General features: G+C 56.8%; 23 protein-coding genes. 4 read left to right on the forward strand and 19 right to left on the reverse strand.

Going from position 1 to position 25671, the window contains the following annotated elements; translation table 11 throughout:
- Positions 1-73: 73 nt before the first annotated feature.
- Positions 74-1834, reverse strand: a complete 1761-nt coding sequence (locus tag IEX04_RS03600; protein ID WP_188683802.1) for a plasmid pRiA4b ORF-3 family protein — start codon at positions 1832-1834, stop codon at positions 74-76.
- 84 nt (positions 1835-1918) lie between these two features.
- Entirely contained in the window at positions 1919-2488 is a 570-nt protein-coding gene (locus IEX04_RS03605) for a plasmid pRiA4b ORF-3 family protein (RefSeq protein ID WP_188683804.1), read from the reverse strand.
- A 155-nt stretch (positions 2489-2643) separates the two neighbouring features.
- Here IEX04_RS03605 and IEX04_RS03610 point away from each other — a divergent pair, with 155 nt between their 5' ends.
- Positions 2644-3342, forward strand: coding sequence for a maleylpyruvate isomerase family mycothiol-dependent enzyme (locus IEX04_RS03610; protein ID WP_188683806.1), 699 nt, complete (start codon positions 2644-2646; stop codon positions 3340-3342).
- A gap of 66 nt (positions 3343-3408) precedes the next feature.
- Here IEX04_RS03610 and IEX04_RS03615 read toward each other — a convergent pair whose 3' ends face one another.
- From IEX04_RS03615 to IEX04_RS03630, 4 genes are all read right to left on the reverse strand, one after another.
- Positions 3409-4242: a bifunctional allantoicase/(S)-ureidoglycine aminohydrolase gene (locus IEX04_RS03615; protein ID WP_188683808.1), complete on the reverse strand. Its 834-nt coding sequence runs from the start codon at positions 4240-4242 to the stop codon at positions 3409-3411.
- A gap of 10 nt (positions 4243-4252) precedes the next feature.
- Entirely contained in the window at positions 4253-5506 is a 1254-nt protein-coding gene (locus tag IEX04_RS03620; RefSeq protein WP_188683810.1) for a DUF6986 family protein, read from the reverse strand.
- Positions 5503-7134 (reverse strand): malate synthase A, encoded by a 1632-nt coding sequence (gene aceB, locus IEX04_RS03625; RefSeq protein WP_188683812.1) that lies wholly within the window; start codon positions 7132-7134, stop codon positions 5503-5505. Before aceB ends, IEX04_RS03620 begins: the two co-directional genes overlap by 4 nt.
- 64 nt (positions 7135-7198) lie before the next feature.
- Positions 7199-7384 (reverse strand): hypothetical protein, encoded by a 186-nt coding sequence (locus tag IEX04_RS03630; protein ID WP_188683814.1) that lies wholly within the window; start codon positions 7382-7384, stop codon positions 7199-7201.
- Between the two features lie 212 nt (positions 7385-7596).
- Here IEX04_RS03630 and IEX04_RS03635 point away from each other — a divergent pair, with 212 nt between their 5' ends.
- A complete protein-coding gene (locus IEX04_RS03635; protein WP_188683816.1) occupies positions 7597-8367 on the forward strand; it encodes an IclR family transcriptional regulator in 771 nt (256 codons plus the stop codon).
- 245 nt (positions 8368-8612) lie between these two features.
- Entirely contained in the window at positions 8613-9647 is a 1035-nt protein-coding gene (locus IEX04_RS03640) for an aldo/keto reductase (RefSeq protein WP_188683818.1), read from the forward strand.
- A 24-nt stretch (positions 9648-9671) separates the two neighbouring features.
- On the opposite strand, the gene IEX04_RS03645 is transcribed toward IEX04_RS03640, so the two are convergent.
- Positions 9672-10256 carry a TetR family transcriptional regulator gene (locus IEX04_RS03645; RefSeq protein ID WP_188683820.1) on the reverse strand — a complete coding sequence of 195 codons (585 nt, stop codon included), beginning with the start codon at positions 10254-10256 and terminating at the stop codon, positions 9672-9674.
- 231 nt (positions 10257-10487) lie between these two features.
- Between IEX04_RS03645 and IEX04_RS03650 the strand changes: the two genes are divergently transcribed.
- Positions 10488-11282 (forward strand): carbon-nitrogen hydrolase family protein, encoded by a 795-nt coding sequence (locus IEX04_RS03650; protein ID WP_188683822.1) that lies wholly within the window; start codon positions 10488-10490, stop codon positions 11280-11282.
- Here IEX04_RS03650 and galE read toward each other — a convergent pair.
- From galE to IEX04_RS03710, 12 genes are all read right to left on the reverse strand, one after another.
- Positions 11279-12256, reverse strand: coding sequence for a UDP-glucose 4-epimerase GalE (galE, locus tag IEX04_RS03655; protein WP_188683824.1), 978 nt, complete (start codon positions 12254-12256; stop codon positions 11279-11281). The genes IEX04_RS03650 and galE overlap by 4 nt on opposite strands.
- On the reverse strand, positions 12253-13431 hold the full coding sequence (gene galK / locus IEX04_RS03660) for a galactokinase (RefSeq protein ID WP_268236909.1): 1179 nt from the start codon (positions 13429-13431) through the stop codon (positions 12253-12255). The genes galE and galK overlap by 4 nt, the downstream gene beginning before the upstream one ends.
- Positions 13428-14555, reverse strand: a complete 1128-nt coding sequence (gene galT, locus IEX04_RS03665; RefSeq protein WP_188683826.1) for a galactose-1-phosphate uridylyltransferase — start codon at positions 14553-14555, stop codon at positions 13428-13430. The genes galK and galT overlap by 4 nt, the downstream gene beginning before the upstream one ends.
- 55 nt (positions 14556-14610) lie before the next feature.
- Positions 14611-15549 (reverse strand): aldose 1-epimerase family protein, encoded by a 939-nt coding sequence (locus tag IEX04_RS03670; protein ID WP_188683828.1) that lies wholly within the window; start codon positions 15547-15549, stop codon positions 14611-14613.
- Positions 15550-15655: 106 nt separating this feature from the next.
- A complete protein-coding gene (mmsB, locus tag IEX04_RS03675) occupies positions 15656-16837 on the reverse strand; it encodes a multiple monosaccharide ABC transporter permease (protein WP_096255211.1) in 1182 nt (393 codons plus the stop codon).
- Positions 16834-18372, reverse strand: coding sequence for a multiple monosaccharide ABC transporter ATP-binding protein (gene mmsA / locus IEX04_RS03680; RefSeq protein WP_188684095.1), 1539 nt, complete (start codon positions 18370-18372; stop codon positions 16834-16836). Before mmsA ends, mmsB begins: the two co-directional genes overlap by 4 nt.
- A gap of 101 nt (positions 18373-18473) precedes the next feature.
- On the reverse strand, positions 18474-19640 hold the full coding sequence (gene chvE, locus IEX04_RS03685; protein ID WP_096255208.1) for a multiple monosaccharide ABC transporter substrate-binding protein: 1167 nt from the start codon (positions 19638-19640) through the stop codon (positions 18474-18476).
- A gap of 313 nt (positions 19641-19953) precedes the next feature.
- The gene (locus tag IEX04_RS03690; protein WP_188683830.1) at positions 19954-20220 is read right to left on the reverse strand and encodes a hypothetical protein; all 267 of its coding nucleotides are present in this window, start codon (positions 20218-20220) and stop codon (positions 19954-19956) included.
- 198 nt (positions 20221-20418) lie between these two features.
- Entirely contained in the window at positions 20419-21930 is a 1512-nt protein-coding gene (gene araA, locus IEX04_RS03695) for an L-arabinose isomerase (RefSeq protein WP_096255207.1), read from the reverse strand.
- A gap of 42 nt (positions 21931-21972) precedes the next feature.
- The gene (locus IEX04_RS03700) at positions 21973-22689 is read right to left on the reverse strand and encodes an L-ribulose-5-phosphate 4-epimerase (RefSeq protein ID WP_096255206.1); all 717 of its coding nucleotides are present in this window, start codon (positions 22687-22689) and stop codon (positions 21973-21975) included.
- A gap of 33 nt (positions 22690-22722) precedes the next feature.
- On the reverse strand, positions 22723-24336 hold the full coding sequence (locus IEX04_RS03705) for a xylulokinase (protein WP_188683832.1): 1614 nt from the start codon (positions 24334-24336) through the stop codon (positions 22723-22725).
- A 171-nt stretch (positions 24337-24507) separates the two neighbouring features.
- Positions 24508-25569, reverse strand: coding sequence for a LacI family DNA-binding transcriptional regulator (locus IEX04_RS03710; protein ID WP_382344567.1), 1062 nt, complete (start codon positions 25567-25569; stop codon positions 24508-24510).
- Positions 25570-25671 lie beyond the last annotated feature (102 nt).

Here is a 25671-nt window from a genome sequence, read left to right on the forward strand (position 1 = left end):
CGCTCCCCGTCGGTGCCATCACCTAGTGACGGTCTCCGGCGGGGAGCATTATTTTGCCTAGCCGTTTCGGGTTCTAGAATTCGAGTTCAAGAGCCTCGTTGATTTCCTCGATACTAAACGCTGCAGGATCGATCTCCTCCATACCCATCTCTTCAAACCATTCCGAGACTTCGCCGTGTTCTGCATGAGCTGAGTCGTTCATAGCTTTGAGCATTTCTGCCCAACCCCAGGGGCCACCGCTATCTTCGATGGGTGCCATACGGCGACCGCCGGTACAACGGGGAAGTTGACCTTCGGCAGAGTCGAGGACTTTCTCTACATCAATCCGCACTTCCCAGCCGTCTCCAAAGTCGTAGGCGTAATCTAGGCGGTCTTTCTCTGCCTTGAGTAGTTCGGAAACAAGGAAGGCGTCCTCGACTTCGTCGTATTCCATCTCCTCAATTTCGGGCCCATAGCTGGTGCCTTTATATCCCCCGGAGCGGAATTCGTGGAGATGTCCGTCGTACCAGTCGAAACTCGCCTGAATGATATCGTGTAGATCGCCTAAGTGCAGATCCATCGGCACTAGAACTCTGCGCCAGATCGGTGGCTTGGTTGCTTGTAATCCAAGCTTGAGCTGCAGCACCTTGCCGGTATATGGCTCTTCGCGTTTTAAGCGTTGTGATTCGTCCGGGAGCAACGCCATAAGCTCGTCCCACTTCGAGTCCAGTTGCTGTTCATCCAAGTTTTCGTCCTCTATTTCTTCATCAATATCGGTCAAAAATGCTGCGACGAAGCCGGGGAGTGAATAATATTCTCCCTCTTCGACGAGCCCTAGTGTGCGCAATACTGCCATGCGTTGATGGGCGGCTTCCCACACGGAGGCGGAGAATTGTTCATCGCGAGGTTCGGCGACTTCATGCCCCATGGCTTCGATGCCTTCAAGTATCCACAAGTTGGCCAGACCCCACGTCTCGACCACCAATGGATCGGTGTCTTCAGGCATTTCAAGGTAGGAGTCGAGGAAGGTCTGCATAAACATGTAAATCGTCGCAAAGCCCTCCTCACCGGTTGATTTCTGGAACTCGGAGAATCTGGCGCCTGCAGATAACTGATTTGGTGCTTCGAGCGCGACTACTTCCGCCCTCAACAACCCCATGAAGGTGAAGGTCAGGACCTGCTCAGCCTGCTCGGTATTGAATGCCTTGAGCACCCCGTCACTGAGCGCTTTCGCGGCATTGGGGATGAAATCTTCGTCAAGAATTCTTCCTTGAACGGGTCCTGTTTCGTTGGCGCACCACTGTGCGAAATTTCGGGCCAAATGCACCAGTGGAAGCTTGGTAATATCGGTCAGCAGAAGATCTTCAAGCTCGCCCTTTGCTGCTGATACTTCGAGGTCGTCTGTCGCAAAAAGACTAGGCCCCTCGAGTTTGCTCCGCAACCACTGCAAATCTTGGTTGCTCTTTTCCCAAAGACCCATCTCTTCGAGGTAATCAAGATAGTCTGCCCAAGCCATGTGGATCAATCCGCGCATCTGTTCAGCTTGTTCGGCTGGTTCAAAGCCAGATTGGAACTCGATCAATTCCTCCATGGCGGCGAAGAGAAGATGCACGTCAAATTCGGTCACCGAGTCCAACGGGGCACTATCGGCATAACCATATAAAGTTTCTCGAACCGCGGCCAGCACCACTAATGAGGTCTCCGTGTCCACATCAAATTGGCTATACCAGCGCACGAACTTAGGCGTCATCGCATCAATTCCGCGATCGATCTTGACCTGCCCCACCGAGACCATGCCGTGTTGGCTACGACCCGGGTGCCCCTGTTTTGGTTGCTTCTTTTTGTTCTTGGCCACAACGATTCCTTCATACACCGACAGCTTTGTTTCAAGGCTAACGGTTCTTGGCTCTTTTCGCGTTGGCTACAGATCTGTCGATAGTTATCGTGCGTAGTCAAACATTTTGTTGACTTGTTGCTTGTCAAAAAGTGCGGCATCAAACTGCTCACCTTCACGGAGCAATAGCCACTCGCGGTACTCCGCAAGGTTAGGGTGATTCGGATCTTTCAGCGCTTCGATGACCATTGCCCAGCCCAGCGGGCCACCGGAGTCTTCCCGCGGGGCCATACGCCGCCCTCCGATGCAGCGCGGCAGATCACCGGTCTCACCGAAGAGTACCTGTTCTAGCTCAATACGCACTTCCCAATAATGGCCGAAGTCATAAACGTAATCGAGCATGCCTCGTCGAGACCATGGAAGGTCCCCAAGGAACACAGTGGATTCATCAACGTCCGACATAATCTCGGAATCCGGGGCGCCGTAACTCACGCCATGAACACCATCAAGTTCAAACTGGTGTGGGTGTGCGTCGTACCAACCGAAGCTGTATTGGATCACTTGGTGCAGCTGGTCTAGTCGCATCGATGACGGAACCAACACCCTGCGCCAGATGGGCGGGCTGGTGTCCCTTATCTTTAGTTTCAGCTGCATTACCGAAGGTTTTGAGCGCATCAGCTCTTACTCCTGAACATTTGATCGCTAATCTTCAAAACTGGATTGTTGCGCGCCACGCACCGAATAGAACTTCCCAGGTTCGCGGCGATACTCGTTTGATATAGAACGACTTTCCCATGCTATTTCAAACCCCACGTTGGTAGGGTGACACCATGATCAACACCGCTCGATTGCACTCAGACCTGTCCCGCCTGAACCGTGAAACCTCAATGATGATGGCCACGATTGACACTTTGTCTGCAAAAGAACTTGCAGCCGACTCCCTCTGTGAGGGGTGGAGCCGCGCCCACGTCATCGCCCACCTTGCCTCCAACGGCCGCACCCTGGTCAAGCTCATCGATTGGGCGATCAGTGGCGAACCACAGCAGCTTTATGCGTCCACCGAGGCACGCAATGCGGAAATTGCCGAACTTGCCGCTTTGCCTGGCGAAGAACTGCTTTCCCGCTTCCGCGACGCGGCCAGCTACTTCGCCGAACAGTCCGAACGTCTCACCGGCGAACTAGCCGTTGACGAGGTTGATCTGCACGGCAAGATCATCCCTGCAACATCCATCGTGGCACTGCGCATCGCCGAAGTAGTCATCCACCACCATGACCTTCAAACCGCATGGACCATCGAAGAAGCCGATCCTGATTCACAGGAAAACGCCGTCGAGGCAGCAGTGCGCACCATGCGTGTGAAGAACGCCCCTGGCATGACGCTACTGAGCGAAGAAGGCGACGAGTGGGTTATCGGTGACGGTTCGCTACAAGTTCGTTCAGACCGTGAAGGTTTCATCGAGTGGTTGGCCCGAGGCCAGTCCCGGCATATTGAAGCTGATGGCCCAATCCCGGTTCTGCCTGCCTGGTAGCACCAGCACAGAGCTACTGTAGGCTGCGGAACTCATCGAGTTCCGCAGCCTACATTTTTGAGTAGCTTACAAAGCGACCTGACGGTTCTGATCCTTGTACAACAGATAGCGGAAGTTACTCGGTCCCCCGGCATAACAAGCCTGCGGGCAGAAAGCGCGCAGTGACATGTAGTCTCCGGCCTCCACCTCGACCCAGTCACCGTTCAGCCGGTAGACGCCCTTGCCTTCGAGCACATACAGGCCATGTTCCATCACGTGAGTCTCCGCGAAGGGAATCGAGGCTCCCGGCTCAAAGGTCACGATATTCACGCCAAAGTCGAAGGCGATATCGTTCGGATCAAGCATTCGTGTGGTCCGCCATTTGCCTTCGGTGCCAGGCATTTCCCCTGGTTCCACGTCGCGTTCGTTGCCCACTACCGGACCCGGGGCGGCAATACCTGCCACCGGTTCATAACGTTTGCGGATCCAGTGGAAGTTCGCCACCTCGGCGCCGTCGTTGCGGGCAGACCAGGTAGATCCTGCCGGAAGATAGGCATAACCGCCCTCGCTCAGCACATGCTCAGCACCCTCAATCACCAGACTCAGTTCCCCGCCGAGAACAAAGATAAATCCCGAAACTTCGGCCTGTGGTTCCGGCTTGGAAGCGGCTCCTCCGGGGGAAACTTCAAGGATTGACTGCGAGAAAGTAGTGGCGCCTCCGGCTATCGGACGGTTGAGCACCCAGGCACGGGTGTTGCTCCACTCGGGGAACACACTGGTGACGATGTCACGCAGCACGCCCTTAGGAATGACGGTGTAGGCCTCGGTCACTATAGCGCGATCGGTCAAGAGTTCGGTTTGTGGCGGGTGGCCACCGAAATTCGTGTAATACGGTGCTTTGTGTGCGGCTGCTGCGGTCATGATTTTCCTCCTAGGCATGTGTTCGGTTTAAGGCGATGGACTCAAGCTCAGCAGCCGAGATCTGGGCAAGTTCTTGGACTTCCTCCACACGCACCGCGCCGCAGCTTAGTCCGCGGTGGATATAGCGGGCCAGCGCCCTGGCGGTGGCAGGTTCATCCATGATCGTCGAGTCAATCTGGTGTACGTAGTTGCGCAGTCGTGTGGCCGCGGCAATCAATCCTTCGCGGAAGAACGCGAAGGTCGCTAGGTAACGGGTAGGCAGGTGATTGGCGTGCATATCCCAGCCCTGATAAATTCCGCGTTCCAGGTGACGACGCACCAACCGAGCGTGCAAGGCCCAGGCGGCGGTGATATTCTCCGGGTCTCCTGCGGGGATGATATTGGTGGACCCGTCTGAAAGTTCTACCCCGGTGCCGGCAACGGCGACCTGCATGACGTCCTTGGCGAAGTCCGCGACCGGGTGTTCCATTGACTGGTAGGCGGCGGCTACCGACAGCGACGCCGAGTAATCATAAGTTCCGTAGTGCAGGGAGCAGACTCTGCCCTTACCTGCATGGATCAACTGGGCTACCGGGTGGGTTCCATCCGCGGCAATAATTGCCTGCGGGGTTTCCACCTGCACCTCAAAGCGGATCCGTCCGGCATCCAAACCGTGGTTTTCTTCAAGCTTTTCAGCGAGGAATACCATCGCCTCAACTTGCGCGACCGTACTGACCTTAGGCAAGGTCAAGCGTAATCCTGCCGGCAACTCACCATTGGCTAGAAGCCGAGATATAAACAAGTCAAGGGTGCGAATGCCGCGGGCCCGTGTGGGTGCTTCGAAGCATTTAAAACGAATACCGATGCAGGCAGGCGCTTGCCCGGCGGCCACGGCGGCGGATACCGAGTCGGCGGCGGCAAGTGCGTGCGCGTCCTCCTCGGCATCCGGCCTGTTGCCGTAACCATCCTCAAAGTCGAGGCGTAAATCTTCGATGGGTTCAACCTCTAGCTTGGCCGCTACCAGGGCGCCGAGCTTCTCTGGCTGCGCGTAACCTAACCGAGTGGCTAGTTCTCGCAACCCCGCAGCTCCCCCGGCAGCCGTGAGCGCATTAGCTCCCCACTGCGCGGCAAGTTCACCGGTGAAACGATCCCCTGGCACGTACACGGTGTGCACCGGCTGACGGGCGCCACTATCGCCTGGATAGTTCTCACGCAATAGCTTGTCGGTGTCGGCGAGCCGTGCTTCCACGGCCGCTAGGGTTGACTCATCGAAGAGATTATTCATGCTTTGGTCACGAATTCCTTATCCAATAGTTCGTAGGCTGGAGTGGTCAAGAAGTCGGCGAAGTCCTCGTCCTTACCGCTGGTCAGCTGCGCAATGAGCTCTGCTGCCGGCTGGTAGTAGGCGGCGAACTGTTCTTCGTTATTCACTTCCGAACGCAGGCGTTCAACTTCTTCATCCAAGATGCTGGAGACCAGCTGCGCGGTGATGGTATTACCGGTATCAGCGGCAACAACCTTGTTGCGGATCTGTTGCCAAATTTGTGAGCGGGAAATTTCTGCGGTGGCGGCGTCTTCCATCAGGTTGTGGATGGCGACCGCACCATTGCCCGAAAGCCACACGGCGACGTAGTTCACCGCGACGTAAAGGTTTGCGCGCACGCCTGCCTCGGTGACATCTCCTGGTGCACTGGCGATGTCTAGGAGCTGGGCTGCAGTTACTTCAACTTCTGGGCGCTGACGATCGATCTGGTTTGGCTTATCTCCGAGCACCGAATCGAAGATTTCCTTGCAGATATCCACCAAATCTGGGTGGGCCACCCAAGAGCCATCAAATCCGTCATTGGCCTCGCGGGTCTTGTCCTCGCGGACCTTGTCGAAGGCGGCAGCGGTGACATCCGGTTCGCGGCGGTTCGGGATGAAGGCGGCCATGCCGCCCATGGCGAAGGCCCCGCGCTTGTGGCAGGTCTTGACCAGCAGCTCGGTGTAGGCGCGCATCATCGGCGCGGTCATCGACACGGCCGAGCGGTCCGGCATGATGAACGCTTCGCCGGCTTCGCGGAAGGTCTTGATGATCGAGAACAGGTAGTCCCAGCGTCCGGCGTTCAGGCCCGCGGCGTGATCGCGCAGTTCATAGAGGAACTCGTCCATCTGGAAGGCCGCCGGAATGGTCTCGATGAGCATGGTGGCGCGCACGGTGCCGTGCTCAATGCCCAGCTCGGCCTGGGCGAAGGTGAAGATCTCGTTCCACAGGCGCGATTCCAGGTAGTGCTCCATTTTGGGCAGGTAGTAGAACGGTCCTTGGCCGGACTCGGCGAGCACCTTGGCATTGTGGAAGAAGTGCAGACCGAAGTCCACCAGTGCGCCGATGGCTGGCTTGCCGTTGATCAGCACGTTATTTTCTGGCAGGTGCCAGCCGCGTGGGCGCACTACCACCACCGCGCGTGGGGCGTCGTTGCGCAGTGCATAGGACTTGCCGCTTTTCTCATCGGTGAAGGCTAGGGTGCCACGGGCGGCGGCTGACAGGTTAGCGATCGCATCAATGACATTTGACCAGTTAGGGGTGGAAGCATCTTCCAAGTCGGCCAACCAGACCTTCGCGCCTGAGTTCAGTGCGTTGATGGCCATCTTGGCCGGGGACGCCGGGCCGGTGATTTCCACACGGCGGTCACGTAACGCTTCCGGCGCTTCGGCAACTTTCCAGTCTCCGGTGCGCACGTGCTCTGTCTCGGGATCAAAGTCGATGGCGCGTGCATCGGAGAACTGCTGGCGGCGCTCACCGCGTGCATTCAACAGGTCGTTGCGGGTATCCGCGAACTTTTCATGCAGCTTCTCAATGAAGGCTAACGCCTCGATGCTGAGAATTTCTTCCGCGCCGTTTACCTCTGGGATACGTGAGATTGAGATGGTCATGGTGCTCCTTAACCTGTTGGTGTCGTGTTCCGGCGACATTTTCTACTGGTGGATTCTTTCGCCCCTAGAGACGGATGAACCCGAAATTTTGCTCTTGCGGTGCAACCCGCGCGGTACTGAGCATGGAGTCGGGTATGGCGTGATGTGCGACGAGCGTCCGGACGGTGGCGGTCAATAGCTTCGTTGCTAAATTCGAGGCTGAAATTTGCACTCGAATCATCAATGACTGCTCTAAGTTGAAGACTGTCATTCCGCCCCTCCTCCAAAAAGTTTCCGTATAGTGGATACTATTATCTATAAAATGAAATTGCAAGAGATTTTTGTCTGCCACTTCACATAAATCAATCCAGTTTTTTCGGATCGTGGAATGTTTTGCCGTTTTAGCGGTAATCTAAAGGGAAAGATTTCGCATTGCAGAAGTTCGCGGATCGCAACGGTACATCTAGTTACTAGGAGCAAGACATGACACAGACCCCAACGAAAGCAACCAGTGGAGTCCAGTCGGTCGAACGCGCCTTTGAACTACTAGAGGTTATTGCCCGCGCCGGAGGAGAAGCAGCATTGAGCGAGCTAGCGCTCGAGTCTCCGTTGCCGCTACCCACGATTCACCGCTTATTGCGGACTCTCGTCGGGGTCGGCTACGTTCGCCAGCTCCCCAACCGCCGCTATTCGCTTGGCCCACGCTTGATCCGCCTAGGCGAAGTCGCCAATCGGCAGCTTGGCGCGCTAGCTTCGCCGGTCTTGAAGGAACTTGTAGGGAAACTGGGCGAATCGGCAAATATTGCAGTACTCGATGGCGACATGGTCACCTACATTGCCCAAGCACAGTCCCCTCACTCGATGCGCATGATCACCGAAGTTGGTCGCCGCGCCATGTTGCACAACTCGGGTGTCGGCAAAGCGGTACTCTCCGTACTTGATGACGAACGCGTACAGCGCCTAGTCTCACAATCGGGCATGCCACCAAAAACTCCAAAGACCATTACCACGCTCGGCAAGCTGTTCACCGATGTGGAGGCCACCCGCGAACGGGGCTACGCAATGGATGACGAAGAGCAGGAATTAGGAGTTCGCTGTATTGCTGTTCCGGTCCCCGGAGCTCCAACACCGATGGCGATCTCTGTCTCCGGGCCCGTAACCCGTGTCAATCAGGAATTTATCGAGCAAGCAGTTCCTGAATTACATCAGGCAGCTGCGGAGCTCGGCCGTCAGCTCATTGCTGTCTCTGATTAACTGATCTGGCGGCGCTCGAGTAGGCAAAAAATTCCTAGGATTTTGCACCTACCGTTTGCCACTTTGCGCTGACGCTAAATCTGCGCTGATCAAAATTCCTAGCAAATACTGGGGTCCGTTGCCCTCATTTGAAGAGCACTGGTTCAGCTTTCAGCTGTCGACATATTGCGCATTACTTCTTGCCGGGCACCACCCCTTCGCCGGTAGTCTCGGCACAGGGAACTGACGGCAACCAGAGGAACACCATGACGCAGGATCAACGAACCCTTTCCAGCATCAATCTCGGCCAGGGACTGCAAGTATCTGAACAAGGCCTCGGATGCATGTCGGTCAGCGGCGTCTACGGTTCAGCCGACGATGCCGAATCTGTGCGAATGGTCAATCATGCGTTGGATATCGGCGTCACTTTCCTGGACACCGCAAACATCTACGGTGCGGGACATAGCGAAACGCTGCTTTCTCAGGTGCTCAAAACACGCCGAGACGAGGTCACCCTCGCGACCAAAGCAGGTATTGTTCGGCCCAAGAACCCCGGAGATCCACGAGCAAATGGCGATCCTGCATTTATCAAAAAATGCTTGGATGAGAGCCTGCAACGCCTAGGTGTTGACGAAGTTGACCTGTACTACTACCACCGGGTGGACAGCCGCGTTCCTATCGAGGAAACCGTAGGCGCCTACGCCGAGCTAATACAGGCCGGGAAGATCAAGCACATCGGCCTGTCCGAGGTCACGACCTACGAACTAGAGCGTGCGCATCAGGTTCACCCCATCACCGCCATACAAATGGAATACTCGCTATTTAGTCGTGATATCGAAAAGTGGTTATTGCCCACCGCAAGTCAACTAGGAGTCGGCGTTGTTCCCTACGCCTCTCTCGGACGCGGATTCTTTAACGGTGCTGCCGAATCCTTGGAGCAACTACCAAGAGACGATATTCGACATAATTTCCCACGCTTTGCTACGGAAAACATCGGCCCTAACCTCACGCTTCGCAACGAAATCTTCACCATTGCACGCAATGAAAAGATCACCCCGGGGCAACTAGCACTGGCCTGGGTCTATGAGCAGGGACGTAAGTTTAATGTCGCCATGGCACCAATTCCCGGCACTCGCTACACCTCGCACGTGGACGAGAACGTCACCGCGATTTCCCTGAAACTCAGCACTCAAGCTCTGCGGGACTTGGACGCACTGGCAGGCCGAGTCGCCGGCGAACGCCAGAAAGACATTTACTCGGTGTCTAAAGGGCGCGAAGAACAACAAATGAGCACACGCTAAACGCTAGCTTCCGTTCGACCTCAACTAACGCGGAGTATCAAGCATGGCCGCATAGTCGAAAGACTCATCGAGGGCATCTCGAAAGGAGATGTCCTCGCTTTCTAGCCAGCGCACCAAGGCATGCTCATGCAATGTCAGTGCGATAACCGTTGCAGTTCGGGCTAACCGTAGATTTTCACAGTGTTCATTCAGTGCCTCGGCCAGAGACTTTTCCGTCTCGCTGCGTTGCATGGACCAAGCTGCGCGCAAGGAAGGCGAAGAAAGCACCAGCTGCGTACGGCCACGAACCGCCGACGCATCCGCCTCAACGGCGATGACCGAAGCTTCAAAACAGCGCCGAAGCATTTCAAGAATGCTTTCACCACTGCGCGGTTCTAGCTTCTCCATCACAGACGCTAAATCGGTGCCCACAGCATGCACGGCAGTAACCACGGCTTCTTCTTTGGATGAGAAATATCTGAAGAAAGTTGCCCGGGAAATACCTGCTTCTTTGGCTGCCTGTTCTGCGGTGACAGTCTCAATTCCCTGTTCAGCAAACAGTGGATACATCTGCAGCGCGAGCTCGGAGCGCATTTTGGCTCGGACCCTGGTACGCATGCTTACGCTCATGACAATAACTCTACTCTGAGATTCTTGACCAACAATGAGACTGCGTCTCACAGTTTTTTGTGTCGTTTTGTCCCGAAATCTCGGGATTCTCCGGTTCAAGAGCTCATGTCATCAGAAAATTCCGGGGTGACGTGGCGCAGTCGGGATTGCCAGTGCTCAAGATCCTTCCGTAGAGTCAGAAGCAGCAGGTACGCATTGCCAGAACACCTCAGGGAAGGGAAACTGCCTAAGATGAAAATCGCCATGGCACAGGTGCTTAGCACCGCCAATCCGATGCACAATCTCGCCATCATCCGCGACTACGCCAAACAGGCAGCCGCGCAAGATGCAAAATTGGTGATCTTCCCCGAGGCCATGCACATCTGCTTTGGCCATTCCTTAACGAAAATCGCCGAGCCGCTAGGTGGCCCTTGGGCCACGCTCGTCAAACAGCTCGCCCGAGATATCGGAATCAACGTTGTTGTAGGAATGTTCACCCCCGGCACCGCAGGGCACGTACGCAATACGCTTTTGGTCACCGGACCCGACGTAGAAACCCACTACGACAAGATTCATCTCTACGACGCATTCGGTTTCTCCGAGTCGGACACGGTGACCCCCGGTGAGCGCCCGGTGCAGTTTGTTATCGATGAGGTCACCTTCGGGTTGGCGACCTGTTATGACATCCGCTTCCCGCAGCTTTTCACGCATCATGCCAGACAGGGAGCACTGGTTAACCTCGTCTCAGCTTCCTGGGGTGCTGGAGCACGCAAAGTCGAGCAGTGGACCTCGTTGGCCCAAGCACGTGCTTTGGACTCGACCACCTTTGTGCTCGCGGTGGATCAAGCAGACCCGCTGAGTATGGGACACGAACCAAAGGGCAGCGCTCCGCTTGGGGTAGGCCACTCCATCGCGGTAGGACCGTTGGGCGAGGTGCTCGCCCAAGCCGGTCCGGCTCCAGAACTTTTGGTAGTGGAACTGGACCTGACCGAAGTGGTAACCGCTCGTGAACAGCTACCGGTTTTGGACAACGCCGTAGATCTTTAGGCTTCCTTGGCGGGAGTCAACGCTTGTGAGGCCCGGTACGCGCTATCAACCATCTGACCCAAGCTATGACGCATGGCCCAACCTAAATCGCGGGCAGCTAACTGTCCGTCGGCAACGATCCGAGCAGGATCTCCGGGGCGTCGCGGTTCAAGTAACGGCTGGAACTGGTTCCCGGTCACCCGCGCTACAGCATCCATGATTTCCCGTACGGAAACACCATCACCTGAGCCAAGGTTGTACACCGGCTCCAACTCTTGGCCCGCTTCGAGCTTTTTAGCGGCTTCCACGTGGGCTAGCGCTAGGTCTGCCACGTGTACGTAGTCGCGCACGCAGGTGCCGTCGGTGGTGTCGTAGTCGGTACCGAAGATTTTTGGTGTGGCACCTGAGTTTAGCGCTGCGAATACCAGTGGGAACAGATTGTGCGGGCTCGCGTCATAGAGCTCTTCGGAGCCAGAACCCACCACATTAAAGTAGCGCAGACTGGTGTGCTTGAGCCCGGCGGCAATCCCCTGGTCACGAATCAGCCATTCACCGATGAGTTTGCTCTGCCCATAGGGCGACTCCGGTTCGGTGGCGGTCTGTTCGGTAACCAGTGCAACGCTCGGTGTTCCATAAACTGCAGCGGAGGATGAGAAGACCATGTTGTTTACTCCCGCCTGCTGCATTGCTTCGAGGAGTCGGGCGGTCCCGGTGACGTTCTGCTCAAAGGTGAGTAACGGGAACTTTACTGATTCTCCCGCGTACTTGTAGCCAGCCAAGTGGATGACCCCGGTAATTGAATGCGCGTCCATAATGCGTACCAGTTCTTCGCGGTCCAGCACGCTCGCCTCGTAGAACGGCACATGCGCAGGCGCAAAGGAGCGGATTCCACTGCTCATGGAATCCACGATGACTGGTGCAAGCCCTGCCTCATCGAGGCAACGCACCACATGGGATCCGATATATCCGGCACCGCCGGTGACTAACCAACTCATAAACTTCCTGCACCTTCATCTGCAATGACCGTGAATATTGAGGGACTGCGGTATCCGGCCCGAGCAAAAGCATCTGTGATGGCTTCGCTCACCAAGTTGATCTTATCTTCGGAAATCAACGCGATGGCGCTACCACCGAACCCGCCACCGGTCATCCGCGCTCCCAGCGCCCCGGCGCCCTGCGCAATACTGACCGCAAGATCAAGTTCGGGGCAGGAAATTTCATAATCATCACGCATCGAAACATGGGAGGCGTTGAGCAATTGGCCTACGGCGTTCATGTCTGACGCCCGTAGTGCTTTAACCGTGTGCAGTACCCGCTGATTTTCGGTGACGATATGTGTGGCTCGGCGCCGTACCAACGGATCAAGATTTTCTAGCTGTCCAACATCTTGAATATCTCGCAGGGATTCAACACCCAGCTCGCTGGCCGCTTGTTCGCAGCTGGCCCGGCGTGCACCGTAGCCACCGTCAGAATTTGAGTGTTCCACTCGGGTATCGATCACCAGCACCACTAACTGGTGTTCGTCCAACGGCAACGGAACGAGTTGTGAATCAAGGGTTCGGCAATCTAAGAACAGCGCATGTTCCGCCCCGGACATCAACGACGCACTTTGATCCATAATGCCCGTGGGTGCACCCACAAATTCGTTCTCGGCACGTTGAGTCAACCGTGCCATTTCTTTTTTATTAAGGCCCAACTCAAAGAGGTCGTTGAGTGCCACAATGGTTCCGACCTCAATGGCATGCGAGGAGGAAAGACCCGAACCTACCGGAACATTGGAATCAACCAATAGTTCAAATCCGTCCAGCTGAACCTGTGGCAGCTGATCCAAAACATAGGCAACCGCCGCCGGGTAGGCGGCCCAACCGGGCACCGTACCTGGTACTAGATTTTCGTGGAGAATCTCGGTGATTTCCACGGTGTCTTGGGCACCGTAGGTGGAGGCGAATTGGTAGCTTTGGGTTTTGTTCGCAGCTTTGCGTCGCACGGCTACCAGCGCGTTCTTGTCAATGGCGAAGGGCAGCACAAAACCAAGGTTGTAGTCGGTGTGTTCGCCGATGAGATTCACGCGTCCCGGCGCACGCCAGATTCCGTCAGGTGCCTGTCCAAAGGTGTCCATAAACTTTTGCTGCAACACTTGGGCGCGCTGCGCGGTAAAAGCGGTGTTCACAGTTTCACCTCGCGCAGGCGTGCCGCGGTCTGCTCGGCGGGCACGTCGTTGATGAACGCACCCATGGCTGCTTCGGAACCGGCAAGGAACTTGAGTTTATCTGCCGCCCGGCGCGGACTGGTCAGCTGTAGGTGCAGTCGGGAGGCCGCCCGGTCCTCAGCGTTCAGCGGTGCCTGATGCCAGGCAGCTATATAAGGTGTAGGGGTGTCATAAAGCGCGTCGAAACGGCGCATTAAATCTCGATACATGATGGCCAGCTCGGCTTTTTCTGCCTCATTCAGGGCAGCAAGATCCGGCACCTGACGATGCGGGATCAGATGCGCTTCTAACGGCCAACGCGACGCGTAGGGAACGAACACCGTGAAATGTTCGCCTCGGCCGACGATTCGCGAACCGTCGGCCAGTTCATCTTCCAGGATTTGGCCCATCAGGTTCTTACCAGTGCTCGCTAAGTGTTTGCGTGCTTGCTCGGCCATCTTCTGCGCGGTCGGTGTGACATAGGGGTAGGCGTAGATCTGCCCGTGCGGGTGATGCAAGGTCACCCCGATATCCTGTCCCCGATTTTCAAAAACAAAAACCTGTTTGATCCCGGCTTTAGCCGAGAGATCCTCGGTGCGTTGCGCCCATGCGTCGATGACCGTGCGCGCCCTGTCATCATCCAAGGAGGCGAAGGATCCGGCATGGTCCGAGGTGAAGACCACTACCTCGCAGCGACCCACCGCAGCTATGGCGCCAGTCGGTAGTTTGCTCGCGTCGGCGGGAGCCGAGATTTCTCCTAGGGCTGGGCCTAGGGAGGGGAAACGATTCTCGAAGACGACCACATCAAATTCGCTGGCCGGAATTTCGCTGTGCCGAGTTTCGGTACTTGGGCACAGCGGGCAGTCTTCCTTGGGTGGAAGGTAGGTGCGCGACTGACGGTGTGCCGCCACCGCCACCCAGTCCCCGGTCAACCGATCAAAACGTAATTCGCCAGGTTCCCCGCGAGGATCTAGCGCCCGCTGGTCGCTCACCTTCTCGGGAACGGTATGCCCGTGGTCGGCGAAGAAGATCGCTTCGCGGCCATCGGCCAGGTGGTGGGTGCGGTGTGCGGTGAGTGACCGATTGTGCTGTGTGCCCTGTGGCATTTGCTGCTCCAGTAGTGGATGGGTCCAGACGGTACAAAGACTGCTGGTGCGGGCTTTAGTTTGGTTCGATGGCGCCGATGACCCACGCGGCGTGATGGCTAGCTCCGGGAGCCAAGCTAATGACGTCGGTGCCATCGTTAAACGCTGCTGGTGGACAGCTCATGGGTTCTACGGCTAAGCCGGTACGGTTCAACGCAGGGTCTTGCTGATCCGCGGTATGCACCTGCACCCAGGGGCAGCTTTCATCAAAGCTGATGTAACTACCCACACCGTGCTGATCCGTGAGCTCAACGTGGTAGCCCTGTCCGCCTGCGCTCTGCAAGTCGGTATACGCGTGGTCGATAAAGGTGTCCCCAATGATTCGTGGGGAACTAAAATCAAGGTTCGTTTCCGCCACCGCCACCACGGCTTGCGGTAACAAGCGTTCGCCGCTGACCTGCTGAACTTGTTGCGCCGGAATACTTAGGGTCCAGTCATCCACGCGTTGACCGGGAGCCACCAAATAACAGTGGGATCCAAAGCCATAGGGAGCCTGAAGATCGCCTAAGTTTGTGGCGTTGATGGTGCTGCGTAGCCCGGAAGGCTCAAGCTGATAATTCACGCGCAGCAGTAAGGCAAAGGGATAACCTTCCTGCTTGGGGATCAGTACCTCTAGTTCCACCCGTTCGGCGCTTTGCTGCAGAATCGAGAAATCGGAGAGGTACACCAACCCGTGCAGTGCGTGTCCGCGAGTCACCTCGGTGAGAGGTAATTGATGCTCGGTGCCCTGCCAGCTGTAACGGCCATCGATCACCCGGTTTGGCCACGGGGCAAGCGTTGCGCCGGAGTACACCGGGCGTTGTGACTGCGGGTCAAAACTGCGCACCAACGGGCGCTGGCGATATTCCAGGCTCACCACGGTGGCTCCGATGGTAGCGATCTGCGCACTGTAGCCATGGGCTGCAAGGTTGATCAGCTGCCCATTTGCGGTGAGGTCCTTCAAATCCGCCTGCATATCTCTTCTTTCCTAGTTTTCGCTGTGCTCAAGACATAGCTGAACCCTCCCGCAGGTCCTTTGTCAGGCGTGAGCCAAGGCAAACCGGCAGGAGGGTCCAATGCGCTTAGCTGGCTTCGCCTGCGCGGCGCTTGTTGTAGATGTCAAAGGCGACGGCGAGCAAGAGCACTAGGCCCTTGACGATTTGCTGTGCCGAAGCACCCACGCCCATCAGCTGCATACCGTTGGACAGTACCGCCATCACCAAGCCACCAACGATGGCACCGGTTACACGGCCCACACCGCCGGTTGTTGAGGCGCCACCGATGAAACAGGCAGCAATGGCGTCGAGCTCAAACATGTTACCTGCACCGGGCTGCGCACCATTGGAGCGTGAAGAGAAGACCGCTCCGGCCACACCGGCGAGCATGCCCATGTTAATGAAGATCCAGAAGTTGACCTTCTTGACGTTGACGCCCGAAAGTCGTGCGGCAGACAGGTTGCCACCAATGGCGTAAATGTGGCGACCGAAGACGGTCCGTGTAGTCAACACGTGGTAGGCGATCACCAGTACGCCCAGAATCATCAGCACGATTGGCATACCGCGGCTGATGGAGATCTGCCAGAAGAACCAGAGAATCACGATCGCTGAAAGTGCGTTCTTGGCGATGAACATGGCCATCGACTCGACGTCCTGACCAAACTTCACCCGTCCACGACGAGTGCTGTACTGCGACCACACCAAACCTGCCACGGCCACTACGCCGATCAGCACGGTGAACATGTCAAAACCGTAACCGCCGAGCAAACCGTTCAGGAAGCCACCGGCCACCTGCTGGTATTCACCAGGGAATGGGGACAACGAGACATTGTTGAGCACTTCGTAGGTCAAACCACGGAACAGCAACATGCCGGCCAAGGTGACGATGAACGCCGGAATGCCCACATAGGCCACCCAGAATCCCTGCCACACACCGCACAAAGCACCCACGGCTACGGCCGCGAGAATACCAACCCACCAAGGAGCCCCGGTTTTAATCACCAATACTGCGGAGACCGCACCGGTTAAGGCGACCAGCGAACCTACCGACAGGTCAATATGTCCGGCGACAATGACCATAATCATGCCAAGCGCCAAGATCAGCACGTAAGAGTACTGCAAAATAATGTTTGTCAGGTTGATCGGGCTGAGCAGCAGCCCGTCGGTCATGATGGTAAACAGCACCACGATGAGCACGAAGGCAATATAGATGCCACTGGTGCGCAGGTTCTTGGTGAAAATGTCTTTCAGCTCGGTTTTCAGTGTCATCGGACGATTTCCTTCTCGATGGTCATAAGCTCCATGAGGCGTTCCTGGGTGGCTTCGCTTTTCGGGAGTTGGCCGGTCATCCGGCCATAAGCAAGGGTGTAGATACGGTCGCAGATACCCAACAGTTCGGGCAGTTCCGAGGAGATCACCAGCACCGCTTTACCGGAGGCAGCAAGCTCATTGATGATCGTGTAGATCTCGTACTTTGCGCCGACGTCGATACCGCGGGTTGGTTCATCTAAGATCAAAAGTTCCGGGGCAGTGTGCAACCACTTGCCCAGTACTACCTTCTGCTGGTTACCGCCGGAGAGGTTACCGGTTTTTGCCAGCACGCTCGGCGCCTTAATGCGCATGGATTTGCGGTAGTGCTCGGCAATCTGGATTTCCTTGTTGCCGTTGACAAACCCGCGCGAAGAGATCTTTCCGAGCCCGGCGGCGGTGGTGTTCACACGAATATCTTCGAGTAGGTTCAACCCGAATTTTTTGCGGTCCTCAGAAACGTAAGCGATGCCGGCCTTGATGGCCTTGCCTACGGTGGAGGTATCTACCGGGCGTCCGTCCATCAGCACGGTACCGGAAATGCCGCGTCCGTAGCTGTGTCCAAAGATGCTCATGGCAAGTTCGGTGCGTCCTGCGCCCATCAGCCCGGCAATGCCAACAATTTCTCCGGCGCGTACGTCTAGTGAGGCTTTATTGACCACTATGCGCTCATGCTGCGTGGGATGGTGCACCGACCAGTCGCGTACTTCGAAGACCACTTGACCAATATTCGGTTCCCGGTCTGGGTAACGCGCCGAGAGGGCGCGTCCCACCATGCCCTGGATGATCCGGCTCTGTGTGGATTTAGGGTCCGCCATGTCGAGGGACTCCACGGTCTGACCGTCACGGATAATCGTGGTGTTATTGGCGATATCTTCAATTTCGCCCAACTTATGCGAAATGATGATGCAGGTAATTCCCTGCTCACGTAGTTCGCGCAGCAGGTGAAGCAGATGTTCGGAATCGTCATCGTTCAAGGCTGCGGTTGGCTCATCAAGGATCAGTAGCTTCACGTCCTTGTTCAGCGCCTTGGCGATTTCCACCAGCTGCTGTTTGCCAACGCCGAGCTGTCCAACCGGGGTGACCGGAGACTCTGCCAAACCCACGCGGGCCAGTAACTTGGCGGCACGCTGGTTTGCTTCTTGCCAGTCGATCAGTCCGCGGCGCTTGGTCTCGTTGCCAAGGAACAGGTTCTCGGCCACCGACAGGTAGGGCACCAGAGCCAATTCTTGGTGAATGATCACGATGCCTTCGGCTTCGGAATCCTTGATGCTCGAAGCCTTAAGTTCTTGACCGTTGAACAGGATTTTTCCGTCGTAGCTACCGTGTGGATAGACGCCGGAGAGCACCTTCATAAGGGTTGATTTGCCGGCCCCGTTTTCGCCGCAGATGGCGTGGATTTCACCTTCCCTGACGGAAAGGTTTACTCCGTCTAAGGCTTTGACCCCGGGGAATGTCTTGGTGATGTCCTGCATCTGCAGGATGGTGCTGTCCATACTGGCGCCGTCCTTGTCGTGATCTGTGTACTGCATGCTGCGTGGTGACTGCGTTGGCGGGTACTAGGTTCAGCACCCGCCAACGCGTCGTACACCGGGTGCTACTTGGTCTGTCCTGCCTTGACCTCAGCGGCGGTGTAGTAACCGGAGTCAACCAGCAACGAGCTGATGTTATCGGCGGTCACGATGTCCGAATCAAGCAGGAAGGAAGGAACAACCTTCTTGCCGTTGTCATAGGATTCGGTGTCGTTAGCTTCGGGCTCATTACCCTCCGCGTAGGACTTCACAGCAGTGACTGCCTGGGAAGCCAGCTTGCGGGTGTCCTTGAAGATGGTTGAGTACTGCACACCGTCCTGGATCAGCTTCACCGAAGCGATTTCGGCATCCTGACCGGTGATGATTGGCAGACCGTCCTTGATGGACTTGCCGTAGCCAGCGTTGGTCAGTGCGGTCTGGATGCCACGGGAAATCCCGTCGAATGGCGAGAGCACACCGTCAATCTTGGTCTTGCCACCGGCGTAGTGCGCGGTGATCAAGTCCTCCATGCGGCTCTGGGCTTCTTCCTGGCTCCAGCGCAGGGTTGCAGCCTGTTCAATCTTGGTCTGTTTGGACTTGACTACCAAGGTGCCGTCATCCATGAATGGCTTCAGGGTATCCATGGCTCCCTTCCAGAAGAAGTGCGCGTTGTTGTCATCGATGGAGCCGGCGAAGAGCTCGATGTTCAGCGGGCCCTTCTTTCCGGTCTTCTCGCCCTTATCATCAACAAGGCCTAGGCCGGTCAGCAGCGAGGTAGCCTGCTGCACGCCAACCTTGTAGTTGTCGAAGGTGACATAGAAGTCGACGTTTTCGGTGCCGTTGATCAGGCGGTCATAGGAAATGATCGGAATGTCTTGATCAGCTGCAGCCTGCAACTGGCTGGATAGTGCGGTGCCGTCGATGGAGGCGACCACTAGGATATCTGCACCCTTGGTGATCATCTGGTCGATCTGCTGCTGCTGAGTTGGGATGTCATCGTTGGCGAACTGCATGAAGACCTCGTAGCCGGCTTCTTCAAGCTGGGACTTCACGGCTTCACCGTCGGCGATCCAACGCTCGGAGGTTTCGGTTGGCATGGCGACACCGACCTGGATATCTTCAGGCGCCTTGCTGTCGCCACCGGCTGCGTCGCCACTTCCTGCTCCGCCACCGCCACATGCGGCTAGTGAGCCGATCAGTGCTAGGGATCCGAACGTGACTACCGCTCGGCGAGCCCAGTTATTCCGTGCCATCTTTTCCTCCTGCGTGTTCCGATTCGCTCCGGCGGTGCGACCGGGCTCACACTATGTTAGCGCTAACAACGTGCTTTGAGCCACTTTTTTGGAGAAGAATTTTTTAACAGGTAAATCATCTGGTGTCGAACCCGCGGGAAAGTGCGGTCTTAAGCGACTCATCCAACGGGTCTCACGCCACGAATGGATGTGCACGAGTAGTAACTACGGTGTTTACTTAAGGTCGAAAAGCGAATCAAGCCCGAGAAATCTCAGCCTCACAAAAAGCTCTAATTGCTCTTCGCGTAGCGCGAGGCTGGTGCATTCATTGCTGCTAGCGGCGATTAACGGGTCTTCTCAATAGTGCAGGTAATACGAAGGTTGACACCCACAACCCAGCGACAATCAGGCTGAACCAAAGCCCTTCAACGCTCCCTGGCTTGCTTTTGTCGACGGAGAAGTACCAGACGCAAAACGTCGTGACGGCAAGGGCGAAAAGAATGACTCTGATCGTATTCAAGATCGTTTGAACTGGATGCAATGCAAGCCGAACAATAAAGCCCACTACTAGCACGCCAGCAACAATAAGAACTACCGGCACGTCTACACCTTTTCTATCGACCGTTTAGACAATATCACGGTTAGAATCGACAACTCTATGCGGATTACCGCTGCGACCTGTGGATCATATACTTCCCGCCACGAGAAAACTGACACGGACCCTAGATCCAGAAGCGTTCGATTAACGAGCCAAGGGCCGGCAACTTTTGTTGCCGGCCCTTGTGCTCTTCATTTTTTCTTACAGGCCCTGCGCCAGACGGTAGTACGCCTGGTTCAGTCGCACCTGTTCGGCGAATCCGCGACGCGTAGTGTTCTCATCGATGACTAGCAATTCGGTTCCAGCGATTTCTGCAAAGACCTCAAAAGCCTCAATGCCGGCGGCCGTAGACATCACCGTGTGGTGCGCTCCACCGGCGGTCAACCAGGATTCGGCCGAGGTGGAGAAGTCTGGTCGTGGCTGCCATACGGCGCGTGCCACCGGCAAGTTTGGCAGGTCCTGTGGCGGAGTAACCACGTCCACTACGTTGGCCGTCAACCGGAAACGCTCACGCATATCGGCCATGGAAACAACTACCGCGCCCGTGGTCGCGTCCGCGTTAAAGACCATGCGTACCGGATCTTCACGGCCGCCAATGCCCAGCGGGTGAATCTCGATTCGTGGCTTGGTAGTGGTCAACGACGGGCACACCTCAAGCATGTGCGCGCCGAGGATCAGTTCCTTGCCCGGGGTCAGGTCATAGGTGTAATCCTCCATCAGCGAGGCACCACCGGGGAGCCCTGCTCCCATTACCTTGGCCGCGCGTACCAGCACCGCGGTCTTCCAGTCACCCTCGGCACCGAAGCCGTAGCCCTTACCCATCAGACGTTGTACGGCGAGGCCAGGTAGCTGCTTCAGCCCACCGAGATCTTCAAAGTTGGTGGTGAAGGCCCACGCACCTAGTTCTCGTAGGAAGGACTCGATGGCCAGTTCCTGACGAGCCGCATAACGTAGCGACTCGTGACGCTCTGCACCGGCACGCAACTCGGCGGAGACGTCGTATTCTCGCTCATATTCTGCAACCAGTTCATCCACGGCAGGCTCGGAAACTGCTTCCACGGCTTCCACGAGGTCGTTGACCGCCCAGGTGTTCACTGAAACACCGAAGCGTAGTTCTGCTTCGGTCTTATCCCCCTCGGTCACCGCAACGTTGCGCATATTGTCACCGAATCGAACCAATTTCATCGTCTGGGTGGCGTTCCAGCCTGCGGCGCCTCGCACCCAGTTACCGATACGCCCGGCTACCGCCGGGTTGGAAACGTGACCAACCACCGTGGTGCGGGTGGCACCGATACGGGTTGCTAGGTACGCGTATTCACGGTCACCGTGTGCGGCCTGGTTCAGGTTCATGAAATCGAAGTCAATGGTGTCCCAAGGAAGTTCAACATTGGCCTGAGTATGCAGGTGCAACAATGGCTTAGCCAGTGCTTTCAGACCAGAGATCCACATTTTGGCTGGGCTGAAGGTATGCATCCAGGTAATCACACCGAGCACATTGTCATCCGAATTTGCGTCCAGCATGGCCCGACGAATCGATTCGGCATCCTTGAGTACCGGTTTCCAGATCACCTTTGCGGGAACCTGTTCGGAATCTCCCAGCGCCTGGGCCACCTCGCGTGACTGCTCGGCGACCTGACGCAGGGTTTCTTCCCCATAGAGGTCTTGGCTTCCGGTGAAAAACCAGATTTCCTTGGATTCATATGCTTTGCTCATGATGTCCTTTCGGATTGAAGTATGCGGGCGCGAAAGAAGCGCTTATTGTCCGTAAACGTTTTGGTAGCGTGCGTAGAGCGCGTCGATATCTTCGCTGCGCATCGGCACCGAGTCACCTAATTGGCGAGAGATGTGAACTGTGCGGGCCACCTCTTCACACATCACCGCCGCCTTGACGGCGGAGCGTGCGTCCTTGCCAATGGTGAAGGGGCCATGGTTTTGCATGAGTACCGCCGGGCTACGCGACTCACGTAGTGTCTGGACGATGCCTCGGCCGATGGAGTCATCACCAATGATGGCGAATGGTCCCACCGGAATGGGTCCACCAAATTCATCTGCCATCATGGTCAGCACACAAGGAATTTCTTCCCCACGGGCAGCCCATGCGGTCGCATAGGTCGAGTGGGTGTGCACCACGCCGCCAACATGCGCCAGATGTTGGTAGGTGTAGGCGTGCGCGGCAGTATCCGAGGAGGGAGCGCGGGTTCCGTCGATGAGCTCCCCATCCAGCGTGCAGACCACCATGGATTCGGCAGTCAATTCCTCATAGGCAACGCCGGAAGGTTTGATGACAAATACATCGGCGCTGCCGTCGGCAACCTCTGGGTTTCGTACGCGTTGCGAGACGTTTCCGGCAGTCCACACCACCAGCTCATAACGTGGCAACTGCGCGTGCAGTTGCGCGACGAGTTCGCGCGCTTGCGCGATTTCTTGGCGCATTGCTTCTGAGTATTTGGCTAATCCTTGAGCATCGCTCATCTGAGAACTCCTTGGTGCCGAGGTGGACATGTTTTAGATCGCTTTAATCGCGGCGTGTTCAATGGCCAGCCCCGCCCGGTAACTGTTCAGGTAGTCTGCGTAACCGGCCACGTCCTGCGGCAGTGGTGAAACCTCGTCTAGCTGCGCGTCCGCGAATACCTGCGAATTCAGATATTCGGCGAGGCTCACCGTTGGATTAGTGCCGACATAGTGACGATATGCGGCCAGCACGGCGATCCCCCAGGGCCCACCGTGTTGTGCCGTGCTTCCAACGGAAACCGGCACGTTAAGTGCCGCGGCGAGGAGTCGTTGGGCGGCTTGTGCGGTGCGGAAAATGCCACCGTGGGCGAACATTTTCTGAATTTTGACACCCTCTGAGCCAAGAATCTCCATCCCCACGCTTAAGGTCGCAAACATCGAATACACCTGGGTTCGCATGAAGTTTGCAAGATTTAGGGTTGAGTCGGGGGTACGCACTAGCAGTGGCCGGCCCTCGGCTAATCCGGTGACCGGTTCTCCGGAGAGGTAGTTGTAGGCAACGAGTCCTCCCCCGTCCACTGCACCGTCTAGCGCCGAGGTCAAAAGCGCCTGGTACACCTCATCGTCGGAGGCCTGTTGACCCAGCGCGGATGCGAATTGTCCGAAGACCGAGGCCCAGCTCGCCAGTTCACTGGCCCCGTTATTGCAGTGCACCATGGCTACCGGGTCCCCGGTAGGGGTGGTGACGATGTCAATTTCGGGGTGAACTTCGCGTAGCGCAGCGTCGAGGACCACCATTGAGAAGATCGACGTTCCGACCGAGACGTTTGCGGTGTGTGGGGCGACCGAGTTGGTTGCCACCATTCCGGTTCCAGCGTCTCCTTCCGGAGGACAGCACTGCGCTCCGGGTTGCAGTTGCCCGCTTGGGTCAAGCAGCAGCGCACCCTGCGCAGTCAGGCTCCCGGCGTCGGCGCCGGCAGGCAATACTTCAGGCAGCAGCTCGCCCAGCGTGCCAGTGGCACCTAAACTCTGGGCTAGCGAATCAAAGGTTGCTAAGAATTTGGTGTCATAACCAAGAACAGAACTGTCCAGCGGGAACATGCCCGAGGCGTCTCCGGCACCTAATACTCGGCGCCCAGTGAGCTGCTGATGAACAAAACCAGCCAAGGTATTGAGGCTGGCTACTTGGGCGGCATGTTCCTCATTGTCCAACAGCGCCTGGTAATAGTGGGCTACGGACCAGCGCTGAGGGACGTTGAACTCGAAAGCCTTGCTCAGCTCTTCGGCGGCCCGTTCGGTGGAGGTATTGCGCCAGGTCCGGAATGGGACAAGCAACTGGCCTGCATCATCAAAGGCGAGATAGCCGTGCATCATGGCCGAAATGCCAATGGCGGCAAAGTTGCTGGGGCGCACCGAATATTGCTGTTCGCATTCGTTGACCAGATCGGCGAAGCACTCCTGCAAACCGGCAACGATAGCTTCGCGTGAATAGGTCCAGCGGCGGTCCACGAACTGGTTTTCCCACGCGTGGTGTCCACTGGCCAGCTGTTCGTGGTTGGATCCGATGAGGCTCGCCTTGATATTCGTCGAGCCGAACTCGATGCCGAGCACCGCACGTCCCGAACCGATCACCTCGGACGCGGACATACCTATGTGCTGACCAGTCATGGCTTCTCCGTCCTGCACCCGCATGCGGGTGGCGCTTAATGTCTTCGCGATCCGCTGCGCGTGCGGGCGTGGAGTCCTACGGCTAAGCGGAACGCTCACATAATGTTAGCGCTAACAAAATGCGATGCGCAACACATGAAGAAGTTTCAGCTACCCGCTATGGCGCAGAGCTCAGCTCCGCGCAGGTGGCGCAGTGCTTGCTCGCACAATCATTGTCGGTGCGATCATCCGTGGACCAGACGACGCCGGATCATCATTGAGCAACTCGGCGAGCGCTGCACGTCCCACGTCGCCAAAGGGCTGGCGCACCGTGGTCAGCTTCGGAATATAGAACTCGGCAATCTGTAAATCATCGAAGCCCACTACCGACACGTCTTCGGGAACCGATACCCCAGCTTCCCAAAAGGCCCGCAATAACCCGATGGCCAGATAATCATTGGAGGCAAAAACCGCGGTAATCTCTCCGGCCTTCACCCGTGGCGCAAGACTCACCCCCGCGTCGTAACCACTCGGGGCCAGCCAGGACTCGGCGGGAAATTCGACCGCGTCATAGCCCGCGGCCGCCATGGTCTCAGCCCATCCAACCTTGCGCTCGGTCGCGTCGAACCACCCGGTAGGTCCCGAAACGTGCACGATTTTTTGGTGTCCTAGCGAAATTAAGTGCTCGGTGGCCTGCCGCGCCCCATCGCGTTGATCAACAAACACGTAGTGCACCGGATCATTCTCCGGAACGTTCGTACGGGCGGCCACCACGACCACTGGCACCTTCAGCTTCAGTTCATCGATGGCCTCGGTGACCTGATCATGCGGGGCGACTACCACCACGCCGTCCACACTCTGGTCGGTGAGATGGTTCAGCGCGGTGACCGCGGCACCAATGTCATAACTGTCCATGGAGGTCACCGTGACGAAATACCCTTGGGCTCGAGCCGCCGCTTCCACCGCAAGCACGGTGGACTGCGGTCCGAAGAACTCGCTGCCAATGGTCAAGATGCCGATGGTGCGCGTTTGCGCCGTGGCCAGGGCCCGGGCGGCGAGATTCCTCCGGTATCCGAGCTCTTTAATTGCCTCCAAAACCCGTACCCGGGTGCCTTCGCGGACGTTCGGATGATCATTCAGAACCCGGGACACAGTTTGGTGGGAGACCCCGGCGACTGCTGCCACGTCCGCCATCGATGGCGGCCGGCTGGAAGAGCTCTCGGCGTCAGTCTGGTAAGTATTCACATTCGTCATTATTGCAAACCCCACGAGCCCCTCCGACTATAAATTCCCATATTGCTCACATATAGGGTTTTCGCTGTCTGAGGACACAACAAGGTGCCCGCAGATATCCGT

This window comes from Glutamicibacter ardleyensis (assembly GCF_014644555.1).
Lineage (GTDB): Bacteria > Actinomycetota > Actinomycetes > Actinomycetales > Micrococcaceae > Glutamicibacter > Glutamicibacter bergerei.